The following is a 19,624-nucleotide window of genomic DNA, read 5'->3' as shown; positions in this document are numbered from 1 at the left end:
TGTTAGGGATGGATTCCCCCCGGAAAAGCTTTCTCCCAAGGGGAATCCTCACTCGGTTGCCGTCTTATTTCAGGATGAACAGTTCCTGCAGGATGTTTTGGAAGATCGCGGCATTTTGCGACACGTAGCGGCCTGCCAACATATGCGCGTGGATGCCGTACCCGTTGTACGTCATCAGCCGTTTCGTCGCTTTTGCCCAGGCAGCTTCGTTCCATTCGGCTGCCACCGGAGCGTCCTCGTCCGCCTCCAGCTCCGATTGGATGAGGTGGATCGCGGCATTCGTCATTCCGGTGTTCACCAGTTCGTTATGGAACATGACATAGCTGACCGTTTTGCGGACGAAACTTTGCTTCACAAACTCGTTGGCCGCGTACAGTTGGAAATCTTCTTCGGTCATGTTGAACATCTCGGTGTTTTCGCCGATCTCAGCGAACAACTGGGCAATGTCGTTTTCCGTTTCCGCGACAGTCCGCTCGATCACCTTGTCTTTCCAGTACGAGTCGAACAGGATGAGGTCGGTTACGACATGGCCGCGTTTCTCCAGTTCTTTTGCAAGCTCAAAGGCCAGATTGCCTCCGGAGGAATAGCCCATGAGCGTGTACGGCCCGTCTGGATCAATCGCGGTGATCGCCTCGATATACTGCTCCATCCGGTCGTCTTCCTGGATGAAATCAAAGCTGTACAGGGAGACACCCTGAATTTCTGCGGCAAGCTTCTGGTAATACACGCTCTGGGCCCCGATTGGCGTGAAGCAGAAGACGTTTCTGCCCGTTTGCTCATTCAACAAAATGGCTTTGCCGTACCGCGTTTCAAAGCGTTTGTGCGTGATGAAATCGGCTACCTTTTCTACCGTCGGATGTTGGAAGATGAGGTTCAGCGGCAGCTCGATCTGCATGTACGCATACACTTTGGCAATCAACAGCGTAGCTTTTAAGGAATGGCCGCCCAGTTCAAAGAAATCGTCCGTGATGCCGATTGGCTCTACGCCCAATACTTCTTGCCAAATGGATGCCAGTTGCTGTTCGGTCGCATTTTTCGGCGCCACGTACTCGCGTGTAGTCGCATCCGACTGTTGCGGTTTCGGCAATGCTTTGCGATCTACTTTTCCGTTTGCGGAGTGCGGCAGTTGCTCCAGTTGGACGAAATAGCTCGGCACCATGTAAGCAGGCAGCTCTTTGGCCAGATGGCTTCGCAAGCCGGATACGGACACTTCTGCTGCGGCGACGACATAGGCGCAAAGGTATGGGCCATAAGCGGCGTCATCGTCACGGGCGACGACGACTGCTTGATCGATGCCTTGGTAAGCGAGGACGGCACTCTCGATCTCCCCGATTTCGATGCGATACCCTCGCACCTTGACCTGTTCGTCTGCACGGCCGATGTATTCAATCGTGCCGTCTGGCCGCCATTTCACCAGGTCGCCTGTTTTGTACATGCGCTCGCCCGGGCAAAACGGATTTTCGACAAACTTCTCTGCGGTCAGCTCCGGCTTGTTCCAATAGCCGCGGGCAAGCCCGGCTCCGCCGATGCATAGCTCGCCGACCACGCCAACCGGCTGCAGGTGATGCCCGTCGTCCACGATGTAGACGTGTACGTTCGCAAGCGGTCGGCCAATCGTGATCGCTTGCCCCGCTTCAATCGAACGGGAGATGGTGGTCACGACGCTGTTTTCGGTCGGCCCGTATTCATTGTTGATTTCGATTGCCGGGTGCTTTTCTTTTGTTTTTTGCACAAGCTGTACAGGCAGCTTCTCGCCGCCCAGCGTGACGCAGCGCAGGCGCGGGAAGTCGGTTGCCGCCGAGCAATCGAAAATCGCCTGGAACAGACTCGGCACGCCGTAGTAGTGGGTGACTTCCGTTGCGCCGATCAGCTTTTTCAACGCGACCGGGTCTTTGGCTTCTTCCTCTCGCGGCAGCACGCACGTTGCTCCACCGAGAAGCGGAGCGAACAAGCTGGCGACAAAGCCGTCGAAGGCAAAAGAGAATACTTGCAAGGCTCTGTCGCGCGGCCCGAAGCCGTATTCATCCCTTCTCCACTGCAAGCAATTGACGATTCCCCGATGCGGGATCATCACGCCCTTCGGCTTGCCAGTCGTACCGGACGTGTAAATGACATAGGCAAGATCAGTCGGCTGGTTGACGGGCGGCAGATTGGTTCCGCCAAGCCCGGCATCCTGTTCAGCGTTCAGCTCAAGGCACTCCGGCAGCTCGTTGGACACGCGGGCCAACAGCGGCAGCAGATGGGCTTGGCTGAGCAGCAAGGCTGCCTGGCTGTCTGCTAGCAAGTACTGGATGCGTTCCTGCGGATAGCCAGGGTCGATCGGCACGTAGGCGCCGCCTGCCTTCAAAATGCCGAGAATGCCGATCACCATTTCCGGTGAACGCTCCGCCATGATCGCCACAAGCCGGTCCGGCCCGATTCCTTTTGCGCGCAGTACCCTTGCCAGTCTGTTTGCTCGCTCGTTCAGCTCGCGGTAGGTCAGCGTTTGCCCGTTAAAGAGAAGCGCGGCTTGATCCGGTGTCTTCTCGACCTGCTCTTCGAATAGCTGGTGCAGCGTTTTGTCCAGGTCATAGTTGACGGCTGTGTCGTTGAACCCGGCCAAAATCTGCTGTTTTTCTTCAAGCGAGAGCATGTCGATATCGCCCAGGCGGATGTGCGGATTGTGCACGATGCTCGCGGCAATCGCCAGGAAGTGGCGACTTAGCCGTTCGATCGTTTCGCGCGTGAACAAGCTTGTGCTGTACTCTACGCCAATCGTAATTTCTTCTCTCTCCTCCGTGGCGATCAGCGTCAGGTCGAACTTCGCGTGCTTGCCTGTTTCTTCGGTCATGAACGGCGTAAGCGTGCATTCAGGCAGCGCCACGACCTCTTCTGTGCTGTTTTGGAACGTAAACACGGTGTCAAACAGCGGATTTCGGCTCAAGTCGCGCGCAATCGCGAGCTTTTCCACCAGCTCTTCAAACGGGTAATCCTGGTGGCCGTACGCATCCAGCGCATTTTGTTTGACTTCCTGCAAAAATTCGCTGAACGTTTTTTCGCGCTGCGGCTTGTTTCGCATCGCCAACGTGTTCACGAACATGCCGACGATCGGTTCCAGATCGGCATGGGATCTGCCTGTAATCGGCGTGCCGACGACGATGTCCTCCTGCCCCGCATACTTGGAGAGCAGCACGTTGTACGCGGCGAGCAAAACCATGTACAAGGTCGTTCCCGTCGCTTGCGCCAGTTGGTTCAAGCCTTCCGCGAGCGGTTTGCCCGTTTGAAGCGTGTACTGATCCCCGTCAAAGCTCTGGGTGCCGGGGCGGGCGAAATCCGTCGGCATGTTCAGCACGGGAATCTCATCGGCAAACGTCTGGAGCCAGTACGCTTCCTGCTTCTCGAAGGCAGCCGATTGGAAAAACGCCTGCTGCCACACGGAGAAGTCTTTGTACTGGATGCGCAGCTCCGGCAAAACGTCACCCTGATACAACCGCACCCACTCGGCCAGCAAAATGCCGGAGGACACGCCATCGGAAATGCTGTGATGCATATCGGTGAGTAGCACGTGACGATCCTCGCCGATTTTCAAAAGCGAGACGCGCATGAGCGGTGCGACCCCGAGATCGAACGGCTGCACGAGGGAAGAAACGAGTTCGCGCGCTTCGTCTTCCGTAACTTCCGAATAGGCAAGCGCAAAAGGAACGTCCGCGTGAATGTGTTGCACAGGCTCTCCGTTGACGACGGCAAACGAAGTGCGCAAGCTGTCATGGCGCGCAATCAGGCGCTGGAACGCCGCTTCCACCCGTGTTCGGTCCAGCTTGCCTTCGATCAGCATGGTCGACGGCATGTTGTAGCTGATGCCGACTCCTTCAAATTGATCGAGAATGTACATGCGCTTTTGCGCCGAAGAAACCGGGTAGTACGCTTGCTGTTGCGCTGGCTCGATCGAGAAAACGTTCCCTTCGGCAGTCTCTTCGATGAACGCCGCCAATTCCTGAATCGTCGGTTTCTCGAACAAGATGCGGAGCGGAATATCGACCTGGTATTCGTTGTGCATGCTCGCTATCACCCGCATGGCACGCAGGGAGTGGCCGCCGAGCGCAAAAAAGTCGTCTTGCACGCCCACTTGCGGAACGTTTAGCACCTGCTCCCATACGCGGGCCAGTCGGTCTTCCCATACAGAGCGCGGCGAGACGTATTCGGTCGTTCGCAGCATGGTGACATCCGGCGCTGGCAAGGAGCGTCTGTCAACTTTGCCATTGGCAGTTAGCGGCAGCGCGTCCAAGGTTACGAAATACGATGGAATCATCGCTTGCGGCAGCTCCTTCAGCAAATTCGCCCGTAACTCTGCGGCGTCAAGCGCATGGTCCGTCACGACGTATGCGCATAATTCCTTTTCCTGCCTGTGGTCTTCTCTTGCGACCACGACTGCTTCCGCGATTCCGCCCAGCTTGCGCAGTTGTGTCTCTATTTCGCCCAGCTCGATGCGGACGCCCCTGATTTTTACCTGGTGGTCATTGCGTCCGAGGAACTCGACATGGCCGTCTGCGCGCCACTTCGCGAGATCACCTGTGCGGTACAGTCGTTCACCTGGGGCAAACGGGTTCGGCACGAACTTTTCTTGCGTCAACTCCGGCCTGTTCAAGTAGCCGCGCGCCACGCCCGCTCCGCCGATGCACAATTCGCCCACGACCCCGACAGGCTGCAAATTCAAATGCGCATCGACTACGTACATCGTCATGTTCGGAAGCGGTTTTCCGATCGGCACCGTTCCCGAGCGGATGGCGGTGACGTCTGTTTCTTCGTAGTAGCTGGTGTCGATGCACGCCTCTGTCACGCCGTAGCTGTTGATAATGCGCATCGTGTGGCCGAAGCGCGCAAGCAACGTTTTGAAGTCTTCTGCCGGACAACTGTCCGCTCCGAGAATCAACAGCTTCATCTGGCTGATGTCCAGCTTGTTTTCGTAAATGTAGTGCATCAACGGCATAATCAGGGCGGGTGTCGCTTCGAAAATAGTGATTTCGTGGCGCCTGATAATCTCGTACAGCGAAGCAGGGTCCATCTTGACCTCGTTCGGGCAGATGACGAGCTGCCCGCCTGTCAGCAGTGCCCGGGCAAAATCGCCCGTCGAGACGTCAAAGGCGAAGCTCGCCATTTGCAGCAACCGTACCGGGAAGCTGTCCAGGTGATACTCGTCCTTCCAGGCAAATGCGACATTGGCATAGCTGCGATGCTCGATGACGACCCCTTTTGGCTTGCCTGTCGTACCGGAAGTGTAAATGATGTATGCTGCGTGCTCTGGACGCGCAACGTGCTCCAGATTGTCTGCTTCCTCCTGGTCCACTCTCTCTGTATCCAGATAAATGGTTTCATAAGGGAAGGCAACTTGGCTGTTCATTTTTTGCAAAGTGAGCAGCAGCTTCGCCTCGCTGTCTTCGAGCATGAACGCTTGGCGCTCCAGCGGATAGTCCGGATCAATCGGGACGAATGCCCCGCCTGCTTTCAAAACGGCCAGCATGCCGATGACCATGTAGGGCGAGCGGTCTACGAGGATGCCGACGGTGCTCTCCGGCTTGACGCCTTTTCGCCGCAGGACGCGGGCGAGCCGGTTTGCTTTTGCATTCAACTCGCGATAGGTCAGTTGTTCGTTTTCGCACACGACCGCAATCTGGTACGGTGTTTTTTCCGCTTGCTCCTCGAACAGCATCTGGAACGTTTTGTCCGTTGGATAAGCTCTCTTCGTTGCGAGGAAGCCCTCCAGCATGCGCTCCGTCTCCGCCTGGGACAGCACGCTGATCTCGGCCAGCTTGATGTCGGGATCGGCGGTGATCGTCTGCAAAAGCTGGACGAAGTGGGTCGCCAGCCGATCGATCGTTTCTTTGGCAAACAACTTCGTGCAATAGCTGAATTGGACCAGCAGCTCATCTCGTTTTTCCATCGCATCCAGCGAAAGGTCGAATTTGGCGATATGGCCGTTCACCGGGTACGGCGACAGCTTCAGTCCCGCTACTTGCCCTGCGGCTGCGTCGGCAAGCCCGAGGCTGAACATCGTGTCAAACAGCGGGTTTCGGCTCAGATCGCGCCGCACTTGCAGCTTCTCGACCAGGTGCTCGAACGGATAGTCTTGATGCTCGAAGGCATGGAGCGCATTTTGCTTCACGTCCGCCAAAAACGCGCGGAAGCTCAGGCTGCCTGCCGCCGTATTTTTTAAGGCGAGCGTGTTGACAAACATCCCGACGATGCGCTCTACATCTGCGTGCGAGCGGCCTGCAATCGGTGTGCCGATGACGATCTCTTCCTGGCCTGCGTACTTGGAGAGCAGCACATGGTACGAAGCCAGGAGCACCATGAACAAAGTCGTACCGGTATCGCTAGCGAGCTGACGCAGTTGTTCCAGCAGGTGTTGTCCCGTGCCAAGCGCTACCGTGTCGCCGTCAAAGCTCTGCACGGAAGGTCTTGGGTAGTCAGCAGGCAGATTTAATAACGGAATCTCGTCGGCAAACGTCCGGGTCCAAAATTCCTCCTGCTTTTGGAAGCGTTCAGACTGGGCCAGCTTCGTTTGCCACACGGCAAAATCTTTGTACTGGATGCGCAGGTCAGAAAGCTGCTTTCCTTCGTATAAACTGGCGATTTCCTCGACGATGACCGCAAGCGATACGCCATCGGAAATAATGTGGTGCATATCCATGAAGAACAAGTGCCGCTCTGCGCCAAGCTTTATCAGGTTCACCCTGAACAACGGGGCAGTCGCAAGATCAAATGGCTGGATCAACTCTTGCACGAGCGCTTCTGCCTGCTCGTCTGTCGCCTCGATCATGCGGATTGGCAGCTCGACCTCGGCATGGACTCGTTGCAGCGGCTCCCCGTTTACCGAATGGAACGAAGTGCGCAAAGCTTCATGCCGCTTGACCAGGCTCTGGATGGCAGCGGCAAAGCGGTCGTAATCCAGCTTGCCTTCCAGCACCAGCACGTTCGGCACGTTGTAGCTGATCCCGCTTCCTTCGAACTGATGCAGGATGTACATGTTCGAAAGCTTAGTGGAAATTGAAGGGGATGTACACTAGCTGATCCCGCTTCCTTCGAACTGATGCAGGATGTACATTCGTTTTTGCGCAAACGACACCGGATAATACGCGGCTGGCTCTGTCGGCGGGATCGTTTCGAACTGCTCGAAGGCACTCTCGGCAATATAGGCCGCCAACTCATGGATCGTCGGAGAGGCAAACAGCGCTTGTAGCGGCAGCTCTACCTGGAATGTTTTATGGACTTGCGTGATGACGTTCATCGCCTTCAAGGAATGACCGCCGATTTCAAAAAAGTTGTCGTGAATACCGATGGCTGGAAGCCCCAAAACCGTCTGCCAAATCTGCGCCAGCTTCGCTTCGGTTTCCGTTTGCGGAGCGACAAAGGCGCTTCCTGCCGTCCGTTCGCCAGATGGCTGCGGCAGTGCCCGGCGATCGACCTTTCCATTTGCGGTCAACGGCAGCTTTTCCATTTGCACATAGTAGGCAGGAACCATGTAGCCAGGCAATTGTTTGGACAGCGCGTCTCTCAGCTCGGTGGCGTCGACTGCCTGTTCCGGAACGAAGTAGGCGCAGAGCGCTTTTTGCCCGTTCGCTTCCTCGATCACGGCCACGACTGCTTCTTTTACGTTGTCCTGCTGGGACAGTACCGTCTCGATCTCCCCAAGCTCAATCCGGTATCCGCGAATTTTGACTTGCTGGTCGATCCGGCCCAAATACTCAATCGTCCCGTTTGCCAGCCACCTCGCCAAATCTCCCGTGCGGTACATCGTTTCGCCAGGCGCAAACGGATTAGGGACAAACTTCTCCGCGGTTAAGTCCGGCTTGTTCAAATAGCCTCGTGCGACCCCATCGCCGCCGACGCACAATTCGCCCGGCACGCCAATCGGCTGCGGCTGATTGTTGCCGTCGACGATGTACGCGGTGGAGTTTGCAATTGGCTTGCCAATCGGAATCTGCTCGGCAAAATGCTTCTCGATCAAATAGCACGTCGAGAAGGTCGTGTTTTCGGTCGGGCCATACCCGTTCCAGATTTCCAGGTCGGGCAGGGCGCTTTTTACCCGGTTGATGTGTGCAGGCGACAGCGCTTCGCCGCCGACGATCAAGGCGCGCAAGCTGTCAAACATCGCCGGGTTTTCTTGCGAGAGCTGGTTAAAGAGCGGCGATGTCAGCCACATGGTCGTAATCTGGTTCGCCCGCAGGAAGCTGCCCAGCTTCTCGGCATCCAAAAGGACGTCCTTGCGCACCACATACAGGCTCGCCCCGTGCAGCAAAGCGCCGAAAATCTCAAACGTCATGGCGTCGAAGCCAATCGCGCCCGTTTGCACCATCCGGTCGGTTTCGCGGACTTGCACGTAATTCGTATGCATGACCAGTCGGGTGACGTTGCGGTGTTCGACCATGACGCCTTTTGGCTTGCCTGTCGAGCCTGAGGTGTACATCACGTAAGCCAGGTCCCGCGCTCCGTTGACAATCGCCGGATTGCCGGAGTCCTCCTGATCCAGACTCGCCGCTTCCAACACGATCGGAATTAAACCTTCGCTTACGAGCGGCAACAAGTGTCTCTGCACAAGGACTACCTTCACGCCGCCATCTTCGAGCATGTAGGAAAGGCGTTCTGACGGATGTTCCGGGTCCAGGCCCAAATAGGCGCCGCCCGCTTTGAGAATCCCCAAGATGCCTGCAATCATCTCCGGCGAACGATCGGCGAGCAGACCGACGATGCCGTCTTTTTCGACGCCGTGTCGACGAAGGACATGGGCGATCTGGTTTGCTTTTTCGTTCAGCTCCCGATACGTCAGCCTTTTTCCGTCCATCACGACGGCAGCATGCTCGGGCGTTTTTGCCGCCTGCTGCTCGAACAGCTCCTGAATCGTGCAATCGCGCGGATAGTCGGCAAACGTGTTGTTAAAATCAACCGTGACAAGCCGCCGCTCTTCCTCGCAGAGCAGGCTGATCTCCTGCAAGGCAACGGTTTGATCGGCAACGACTTCGCGCAGCACTTGCAGGAAATGCCCCGCCATTCTTTCGATGGATTCCCGGCGGAACAGTTTTGTCGAGTAGACGAGCGCAAAATGAATGCCTGCCTCGTCCTCGTGCGCTTCCAGCGTGAGATCGAATTTCGCGTTGCCTGCCTCGGCAGGGTATGCTTCCAGTTTCAGCCCATCCAGCTCGTACGCTTTTTGGTCCAGGTTTTGCAAAATAAACATGGTGTCAAACAGCGGATTGCGGCTCGGATCGCGCTGGATGTCCAGCTTTTCGACCAGCGCTTCGAACGGATAGTCTTGATGCGCATACGCTTGCAGCGTATTTTGTTTGACCTCTTCCAGAAATGCCTGGAATTGTTTCGCTTTGGCCGGGTAGTTTCGCAACGCGAGCGTATTGACAAACATCCCCAGAACGTTCTCGACGTCGGCGTGCGATCTGCCCGCAATCGGCGTTCCGACGACGATGTCTTCTTGTCCGCTGTACTTGGCCAGCAGCACGTTGTAAGCGGCCAGCAACACCATGAACAACGTGGACTGGTTCTCCTGGGCAAGCTTGGATAATGCGTCCATCAGTGGTTTGTCTGCCTGGAACGAAACGCAATCCCCCTCAAAGCTTTGGGCCAATGGACGGGAAAAGTCGGCTGGCAAATCGAGCACCGGGATGTCGCCGGAAAACGCGTGGAGCCAGTAGTCCTCGTGCTTCCTGTACACGTCGGTTTGGAACAGCTCCGACTGCCAGAGGGCGAAATCTTTGTAATGCACAGAGAGCGCCGGCAACGCTTCGCCTCGATACAGCTTCGAGAACTCCTCCACGATGATCCCGGCCGAGACGCCGTCCGAGATGATGTGATGCATATCCATCAGGAACAGATGCCGTTTTGCCTCCAGCTTGAAAAGTCCGACCCGCCATAGCGGCGCTTTCGCCAGGTCAAACGGTTGCACAAACGATGCGACAGTTGGCGCCACTTGCTCTTCCGTCAATTCGCCGTACTGCACATGCAGCTCGACATGTTCGTGTACGCGCTGGACAGGCTCACCATTTACGGTGTGAAAAGAGGTGCGAAGCGACTCGTGCCGCTCGACCAGCCTGTCAATGGCAGCCGCAAACCGCTCGACGTCCAGATCGCCTTCGATGTACAACGCGCTCGGCATGTTATAGACCGTGCCCGTGTCCGCAAACTGGCGCAGGACGTACATCCTCTTTTGCGCGGACGAAACGGGATAATACTCCTGCAACGGGGCAGGCTGGATCGGCACATACGCCTCTTTTCCGCTCGTCGCGACATACTGGGCCAACTCCTTGATCGTAGGCTGCGCAAAGAGCACTTTCAGCGGAAGCTCAACCTGATACTCGCGATGCACCTGTGCAGCGACAGCCATCGCTTTCAAGGAATGGCCGCCGAGCTGGAAAAAGTTGTCGAGAATGCCGATGCCGCTCATCCCCAGCACGCGCTCCCAAATCTCGGCCAGCTTTCGTTCCACAGCATTCGTTGGCGCTGCGTATTCCGCTCCGGTTACGGGCTTGCCCTCCGGCTTCGGCAACGCTTTCTTGTCGATTTTGCCGTTTGGCGTAAGCGGAAGCTGATCGAGCTGCACAAAATAGGCGGGAATCATGTACGACGGCAGTCTTTGCGCCAGAAGCGACCACAGCTTGGCGACCTCGAGCTTTTCTGTGGCAGTAAAATACGCAGCCAGAGACGGCTGACCGAGCTGATCTTCGTGGACGACCACAACAGCCGCTGTCAGCTTTTCTACCGCGAGCAGAACCGACTCGATCTCGCCGATTTCAATCCGATAGCCTCTTACTTTGACCTGTTCGTCGATGCGACCGACAAATTCAATCAAGCCGTCCGGGAGCCATTTGCCGAGATCACCCGTCTTGTACATGCGCTCGCCTGCCGCAAACGGATGCGGAACGAACTTCTCGTCCGTGAGCGTCGGCTTGTTCCAATAGCCCCGCGCCAAGCCGAGGCCGCCGATGCAAATTTCCCCGATCACACCGATGGGCTGTAGCTGGTGGAATTTGTCGACGATGTACAGGCTGGTGTTGGCGATCGGCCGCCCGATCGTGATCGCGGCATCCGTATCGACTATGCGCAGCGAGGTAGCGACGACACTGCTTTCCGTCGGACCGTACTCGTTGACGATAACGAGATCGGGATTCAACTGCTTGCTCTTTTCAACGAGCGGAGCCGTGATTTTTTCTCCCCCGAGCGTGACGGTTTGCAGCGGACGGAGATCCGCCGACGTACTGCATTCCAAAATAGCCTGGAACAAGCTCGACACCCCTGTCATCAGGGTGCAGCGCGAAGCGGCGATGCGCTTTTTCAGCGCGACAGGGTCTTTGGCTTCTTCCTCTTGCGCCAGTACGACGGTTGCTCCGGACAGAACAGGCGCAAAGAACGACAGCACGAAGGCATCGAAGGCAAACGACAGAGACAGCAAGCTTCTGTCGCCAACGGTCAGCTTGTATTCCGCTTTTTTCCATAACACGCTGTTGACAATGCCGCGATGCTCGACCATGACCCCTTTTGGCTTCCCGGTCGTACCTGATGTATAGATGATGTAAGCCAGGTCGGAAGCGGTATGGATCGGCTGCAAATTCGCGCGCTGCGCCGAATAGACGCTCTCGTCGTCCACGTACAGGCATTCCGCGCTCACCCCGGAGCCGAGCTTCGGTCCCAGATGCTTTTGCGCAAGCACCAGCCGGGCTTCGCAATCCGCGAGCATGTAGGCGATGCGTTCCTCCGGATATTCCGGGTCGATCGGCACATAGGCTCCGCCTGCTTTCAAAATAGCGAGGATGCCGACAGCCATCTCCACAGAGCGGTTGACCATAATCCCTACGGTTTGGTCAGGCTTTACGCCCCGCTCGCGTAACGTGGCGGCAAGCTGGTTGGCCCGCTCGTTTAACTCCCGATAGGACAACTGCTGCTCGCCGATCTCAACGGCTGTCGCCTGCGGCGTTTTTTCTGCTTGCTCTTCGAACAGCGCCGAAAGCGTTTTGTCTTGCGGAAAATCCTTGTGCGTGTCGTTGAAGTCGACCAGCAAGCGTTGCTTTTCCTCTGCGGTCAGCATGGCGATCTCGGACAGCAGCACCTCGGGGTTCGCGGCGACGACCCGCAAGATTTGCAGGAAATGCGCCGCTACGTTTTTCATCGTCTCGCGCGAAAACAGCTTGGTGCAGTAGTCCAGGCTAAAGACGATCTCCGCGTTTTCCTCGTACGCCTCGAGCGACAGGTCAAACTTGGCCTGCTTCACCTCTGCCGCAAATGGCGTCACAGTCAGTCGCTCCATTGCAAACGGCTTTTGCTCCATGTTTTGCAAAATAAAGACGGTGTCGAACAACGGATTGCGGCTCAAATCCCGCTGAATGTTCAACTTGTCGACAAGCTCGTCGAGCGGATAGTCCTGATGCTCAAACGCTTTTAGCGTGTTCGTTTTCACTTCGGCCAAAAAGCTGTGGAAGGCTTTGTCCCCGGCTGGCTCGTTGCGCAAGGCGAGTGTGTTGACAAACATCCCGACGATGGATTTTGTCTCTGCATGCGACCTGCCGGCAGTAGGAGCGCCGACGACGATGTCCTCTTGCCCGGAGTACTTGGACAACAGCACATTGTACGCCGCAAGCAACACCATGTAGAGCGTCGTCCCTGTCTTGTGCGCGAGCTGGTGCAGTTCTTTTTGCAAAGCGGTGCCGGAGCCAAAGACGAAGCGATCTCCCGCAAAGCTTTTGACCGACGGCCGCGGGTAGTCCGTCGGCAGGTTCAGGACAGGGATGTCCTCCGCAAAACGGTCGATCCAGTAAGCTTCCTGCGCGGCAAACTCATCGGTCTGGAACCAGTCATTCTGCCACTTGGCAAAATCTTTGTACTGAATGCGCAGTTCAGGCAACTCTTCGCCGCGATAAAGCCGGGCAAATTCCTGGATGAGCAGCCCGATGGAGACGCCATCTGCGACGATGTGGTGCAAATCGAGCATGAACAGGTGGCGTTCCGGCGCCAGCTTGATGAGTCCGGCACGCAAAAGCGGGGCTGTTCCCAGATCGAACGGCTGGATAAACCGCTCGGCTATTTGCCGGATCTCTGCCTCCGTCGCTTCGCCAAACGAGATCGCAAGCTCGACATCCTCGTGCACGCGCTGGACAGTCTCGCCTTGCACGGAGTGGAACGAGGTGCGCAAAGATTCGTGGCGCTGCACCAGACGGTTGAGCGCTTGCTGCAGCCGCTCTGTATCCAGCTTGCCATCGAGGTACAGGAAACCAGGCATGTTGTAGCTGATGCCTGCCCCTTCCATTTGCTGGAGAATATACATTCTCTTCTGTGCGGCGGACACGGGGTAATACTCCTGTTTTTCGACAGGCTGGATCGCGGTGTACGCGCCTTTGCTGGCGGCAGCGACGATGGGGGCAAAGCTGGCGATCGTCGGCGATTCAAACAACGCTTTCAACGATACTTCCGCCTGGAAGGTGCGCTGAATCAAAGCAATGACGTTCATCGCCTTCAAGGAATGGCCGCCCAGCTCAAAGAAATGATCGTGAACCCCGATCCGCTCCACGCCAAGCACACTTTCCCACATCTGTGCGAGCTTCGCTTCGAGTTCGTTGCGTGGCGCTACATACATCGAATCCGCTGCCGCTGCGTCCTCCGGCTGCGGCAATGCTTGGCGATCCACTTTGCCATTCGCCGACAGCGGCAACTGCTCCAAGAAAACAAACGCGGACGGAACCATGTAGGCTGGCAATGCGGCAGACAGGTACGTTCTCAGCTCCGCTGTTTGAATGTCCTGCTTTGCCACGACATAGGCGGACAGGCTGTTTTGCCCGTTGCCATCCTGGCGGGCGATGACAACGGCTGCTTTGACCGCTTCATGCTGCAAAAGCTTGGCTTCGATTTCCCCCAGCTCGATGCGGTGGCCTCTGATTTTTACTTGATGATCGATGCGGCCCACATACTCGATCTCGCCGTCTGGCAAATAGCGGACCATGTCGCCAGTGCGATACATCCTGCCGCCCGGCTCGAACGGGTTGTCGACAAAGCTTGCTTGCGTCAGCTCCTCGCGCTGCCAATAGCCGCGGGCCAAACCGTCTCCGGCAATGCACAGCTCCCCGGCAACGCCTACAGGCTGAAGCTGGTTGCTCGCATTGACGACGTACAGGCGGACGTTGTCAATCGGTTTGCCGATCGGAATGACGCTGTATTCCTGCTGGCGCGGGCAAAGCCAGTAGGTCGCGTCAATCGTGGCTTCTGTAGGGCCGTACAAGTTAATCAACCGGGCTTGTTGCGTCTCGTAAAAACGCGAGACGAGAGCAGGTGTCAACGCTTCGCCGCCGCAGAACACCCGTTGCAAGCTCGTGCATGCGCTCCAACCCGGGTCGGTCATGACCAGATCGAGCAAGGACGGGACCATCTGCAAAGTCGTAATGTTTTGTTCGCAAATCAGGCGAGTCATGTACGCGATGTCGCGATGCCCGTCCGGCTTCGCCAGGACCAGCCGCGCTCCCGTCATCAGCGGCAAGTAAAATTCCCATACAGAAGCGTCGAAGCTGAACGGCGTTTTTTGCAGGACGGCATCCTCCGTCGTCAACGGGAACGTCTCTCTCATCCACAGCATGTGATTGCAGATCGCCTGGTGCGAGATCATGACTCCCTTCGGATTTCCCGTCGATCCTGACGTGTAGATCACATAGGCCAGGTCGTCTTGGCCAGCGACGTTGTCCAGATTCGTGTCGTCTCCTGTGTAAATCGCTTCTTCGTCTACGTCGATGATCGCCCCTGCATAAGCTACCGTCTCCTGCAAATGGCGCTGCGTCAGCAAGATCGGCGCCTCGCTGTCGCGGAGCATGTAGCGGATTCGTTCTGCCGGATAGCTCGGGTCGATTGGCGTGTACGCGCCGCCAGCTTTGAGCACGGCCAGCATCCCGACGACCATCCCCGGCGAGCGGTCTACCATAATACCGATCAATGTACCCGGACGGGTTCCCTGACTGCGCAGCAAGCGAGCCAGTTGATTCGCCCGGGCGTTCAGCTCGCGGTAGGTTAAGGCGTGCCCTTCATACGCGACAGCCACTTCATCCGGCGTGCGTGCCGCCTGCTCCTCCACGAATTGATGCAAGGCCATAGCGGTAGTGCGCTCCACAAACGTATCGTTCACGTTCAGGAGGAGGGCGCGTTTTTCTGCTTCCGTCATCATGTCGATGTCCGCCAGTTTGACTGTCGGCCGCTCGCTGATCGCACGCAAAATTTCCAGGTAATGCTCGGCCATTCTTTGCACCGTTTCTTTCTTGAACAGCCTGGTGGCGAATGTGAGCTGGAACTGAATGTCTGCTGGCGATTCACTTGCATTCAACACGAGATCGAACTTGGAAATTTTGTTGAACAGCTCATACGGCGACACGGTCAGTCGGTCGATGGCAAGCGTCTTCTGGCTCGCGCTTTCCAAAGAAAACATCGTGTCAAACAGCGGATTGCGGCTAATATCCCGCTGGATCGCCAGCTTTTCCACCAGCTCTTCAAACGGATAATCTTGATGGTCATAGGCCGCGAGCGCATTTCGCTTCACTTCTTGCAAAAATTGCGCAAACGTTTTGCTGCTGGCCGGCTGGTTGCGCATCGCCAACGTATTCACGAAAATTCCCATGATCTGTTCCACGTCCACATGGGAACGGCCAGCGACAGGGGTGCCGACAATGATGTCTTCCTGGCCCGTGTACTTGGACAGCAGCACATTGTACGCGGCGAGCAAAACCATGTACAGAGTGGTCCCTGTCTCTGCCGCTACTTGTTGCAGCCGCTCCAGCCGCTCTTTTCCGGCGGCAAACAGGACGAGGTCGCCTTCAAAGCTTTGCAGGCTCGGGCGCGGATAGTCCGTCGGCAAGTTCAGGAGCGGGATTTCATCGGCAAACGCGTTCAGCCAATGCTGCTCCTGCTGCTTGTACGCGTCTGTCTGGAACCACTCGTTTTGCCAGGCGGCGAAATCTTTGTATTGGAGCGCAAGGGGCGGCAACTCTGCTCCCTTGTACAGCTCGGCAAACTCGCGCAGCCATATTTGCGAAGATACGCCGTCGGAAATGATATGATGCATGTCGAGCAGGAACAAGTGGCGGTCTGTCCCCAGCTTGACCAAGCCTGTTCGCACGAGCGGAGCGACCCCGAGATCGAACGGCCGGACAAACTCGCGCATGATGTTCTCCGCCTTGTCCTCGGTCGACTCCAGCATGAACAGTGGCACTTCTACCTTTGCATGCACTTTTTGCACAGGCTCGCCGTCGATGCGGTGAAACGAGGTGCGCAAGGCTTCGTGGCGCTCTGCCAGTTGTTGGATCGCGCTGGCAAACCGGGCGTAATCCAGCTTTCCTTCCAACAGGATGGCGCCCGAAATGTTATAGCTGATGCCGCTTCCTTCGAACTGCTGGAGGATGTACATTCTTTTTTGCGCGGAAGAAACCGGATAAAACTCCTGCGCTTCCACAGGCTGAATCGCAGTGTGCTTGCTTTTCTCCGACTGCGACAGGAAGCGGGCCAGCTCCGCTATGGTCGGGTGTTCGAACAGAGCTTTGACAGGCAAATCGACTTCCAGCGCCTTCGCGACCTGGGAGATGACCGTCATCGCCTTCAACGAGTGCCCGCCCAGGTCAAAGAAATCGTCGTGAATCCCTACCTGGCTCATGCCCAGCACCTGCTGCCAAATTTCCGCCAGCTTTGCCTCGATGTCATTTTGCGGAGCGACATACGCGGTTCCTGTAACGACTGCGCCGTCTGGCTTCGGCAATTTCTTTCGCTCGACTTTTCCATTCGCTGTCAACGGAATTTCCGCCAGGCGGATAAAGAAGGAAGGAATCATGTAAGAAGGAAGCGTACTGCCCAAAAACGTTCTCAGCTCCGCTACGGTCAGCTCTTGCTCGGAAACGAAATAGGCGTACAGCACATTTTGGCCGCTCTCGTCCTTGTCCGCGATCACGACCGCTTCCTTGACCGACTCGTGCTGCGTCAGACGCGTTTCGATTTCGCCCATCTCGATCCGGTGTCCGCGAATTTTTACCTGGTGGTCGATTCTTCCTGCGTATTCCATGTTTCCGTCGGGCAGCCATTTTGCCAGGTCGCCTGTGCGGTACATTTTCGTTCCCGGGCGGAACGGGTTGTCGATAAATTTTTCCTCGGTCAGCTCCGGTCTGTTGAAATACCCTTTGGCTACGCCGTCTCCGGATATGTACATTTCGCCCAGCGAGCCGACGGGCACCGGTTGCATGGAAGCATCGAGCAAATAAAGCTGGACGTTGTCTGCCGGAACCCCGATCGGGACCGATTCCTGGGTCGTTTTTTGCGGGTCGTACAAATAAATCATGCAGCCGACAACCGTCTCGGTCGGTCCGTATTCATTGAAAATTTGCACGTCCTGGCCGAAGTGGTCGTAAATTTGCTTCGCCAGCTTTGTCGGCAAGTTCTCGCCGCCGACGATGAACCGTCTGATGCTGCTCGCCTTGCCGTCTACGTCTTCAATCAGCTTCAGGTGCGTCGGCGTCAGCTTGATGATCCCCACTTTGTTGTCGCGGATGATGTCCAAAATGAGCTGTACCTTGTCTGCCCCTCTGTACACATAGATCGTGTTGCCTGATAGAAGCGGCGTGAAGATCGACGTGACAGTCAAGTCAAACGAAATGGATGAGTACAGCGGAAAGTCCACGGCTTCCCCCTGAGCGTACACTTTGTTGGCCCACCAAATGTAGTTGACCAAGCCTTGATGGGTAATCATCGCCCCTTTTGGGTTGCCTGTAGAGCCGGAGGTGTAGATCATGTAAGCCAAATCGTCGGGCTTGCTCTCGGCTGCGAATGGTGTGCTGTCGCCCGCATACAAGGAAGGATCGTCCAGATAAAGAATGCTGCCTGCAAACCGGATGTTTGGCTGCAGATGCGACTGGGTGAAAAGAATCGTCGTCTGGCTGTCGTCGAGCAAATACTGGATGCGATCGAGCGGATATTCGGGATCAATCGGCAAGTAAGCGCCGCCTGATTGCAGGACCGCCATGATTGCTACGATCAGCTCCAGCGAATGCTCCGCCATAATCGAAACGATGCTGCCCCTGCCAATGCCTCTGTCGCGCAAAGCTTTGGCAAGCTGGGCCGAGCGCTCCATCAGCTCCTGATAGGTCAGGCTGTCATCGCCGCATACAGCCGCGATTTTCGTCGGGGTCCGGGTCGCCTGCTCTGCGATCAATGCAAAAATCGTCTTGTCCCGCGGGTAGTCAGCAGCCGTGTCGTTGTAGGCGACGAGCAGTTGCTGCTTTTCTTCCTCGGTGATGATGCCGATCTCGTGCAGCCGCACGTGCGGATTGCGAATCACCTGCTCGATGACCGTTCTCAAATGCCCCTCGATTCGGTTGACAAAAGACGGCTCGTAGACGGCGGCATTGTAGCTTAGCTTCACGTACAGCTCGTTTGACGGAGCGAGGGCTACCACTACGTTCAAATCGTAGGAGGTCTGCTCTTCCCCGCTTTCCACGGTGAGCTGGAACCCTAACGAATCTTCCAAATGTTTCATCGAATGGTCCGGGTAGTTTTCAAACGTGACCAAATGATCGATCAACGCTTGTTTCAGTACGGTCGTGCTCTGAATTTCGTACAGCGGCGCGAAATCGTAGGCTGCCGAAGCCAACGCTTGCTTTTGCACCGTTTGGAGCAGCTCGCTGAACGATTGTTGCCTGTTCGTCTGGACGCGGGTAGGAATCGTGTTGATGAACAGGCCCACCATACTCTCAATTCCCGGAATTTGCGGCGGACGGCCGGAGACGACCGAGCCGAAAACGACATCGTCCGCATTTTTGTACTTGCTCGCCAAAATGCTCCAGAGTGCCTGGAATACGCTGCTCATCGTCGCCTGGTTTTGATTGGCGATCTGCATCAGTTGCTGCGTCTGCTCGGGAGCGATCGCAAACATCGACTCGACGTGGTCGTAGCGGCCTGCTTCCGCACTGTGCTTCTTTTTCGGAAAATCGGCCTGATGGTCGTAGCCTGCCAAATAGTTTTGCCAATAGGTGAGCGCCGCTTCCTTGTTTTGCTTATCCAGCCATTTGATATATTCGCTGTACGGCTTCGTCGCTTCCCGCGGAATCGGCTCGCCGTTGCGCAGGGCTGCGTAGTACGCCAGCAGCTTCTGAAGCAGGACGCCCAATGTCCAACCGTCCACGATAATGTGGTGGAACGCCCAGACAAACTGGTACTTGTTCTCGCCTGTTTGAAAAATGGCGGCTTTCATCAGGCTGTCTTTTGTCAGGTCAAACGTATGGTGCTGATTTTTGTACGCCGTTATGTACTCGTTCTGCTCAAACGTTGGCAAATGCGCGATGTTTTCGAAAGCAACGGCAACCTTTCTCTCTTTCAACACAACCTGGCGGGGCCGCTGCAAGTTTTGGTACACAAACACCGTGCGCAATACTTCGTAGTTTTCCACGAGCTTGTTCAAGCTCTGTTCAAAAAGAGGCAGGTGAAAATCACCTTCGATCGTCGCCGACATTTGCAGGCAGTAGGCGCTGCTGCCCGTGTCTTTGACCGCGTGAAACAACATCCCCTCTTGCAACGGGGTTAACGGGTATATTTTTGCGATGTTTTCCTGCTTTTTCATTTTGCACCTCAACTCTGTAAT

At 56.3% G+C, this 19,624-nt stretch carries 1 pseudogene; it reads right to left on the bottom strand.

Annotated elements, in window-relative coordinates:
* Nucleotides 1–64: 64 nt before the first annotated feature.
* A pseudogene (gene tycC, locus M655_RS13850) lies at nt 65–19,603 on the bottom strand (tyrocidine non-ribosomal peptide synthetase TycC).
* Nucleotides 19,604–19,624: the final 21 nt, after the last annotated feature.

Source organism: Brevibacillus sp. NSP2.1 (genome assembly GCF_000470975.2).
GTDB lineage: Bacteria > Bacillota > Bacilli > Brevibacillales > Brevibacillaceae > Brevibacillus > Brevibacillus agri.
Note: the sequence above shows the minus strand (reverse complement) of the source record. Positions and strands in the feature narration are given on the sequence as shown.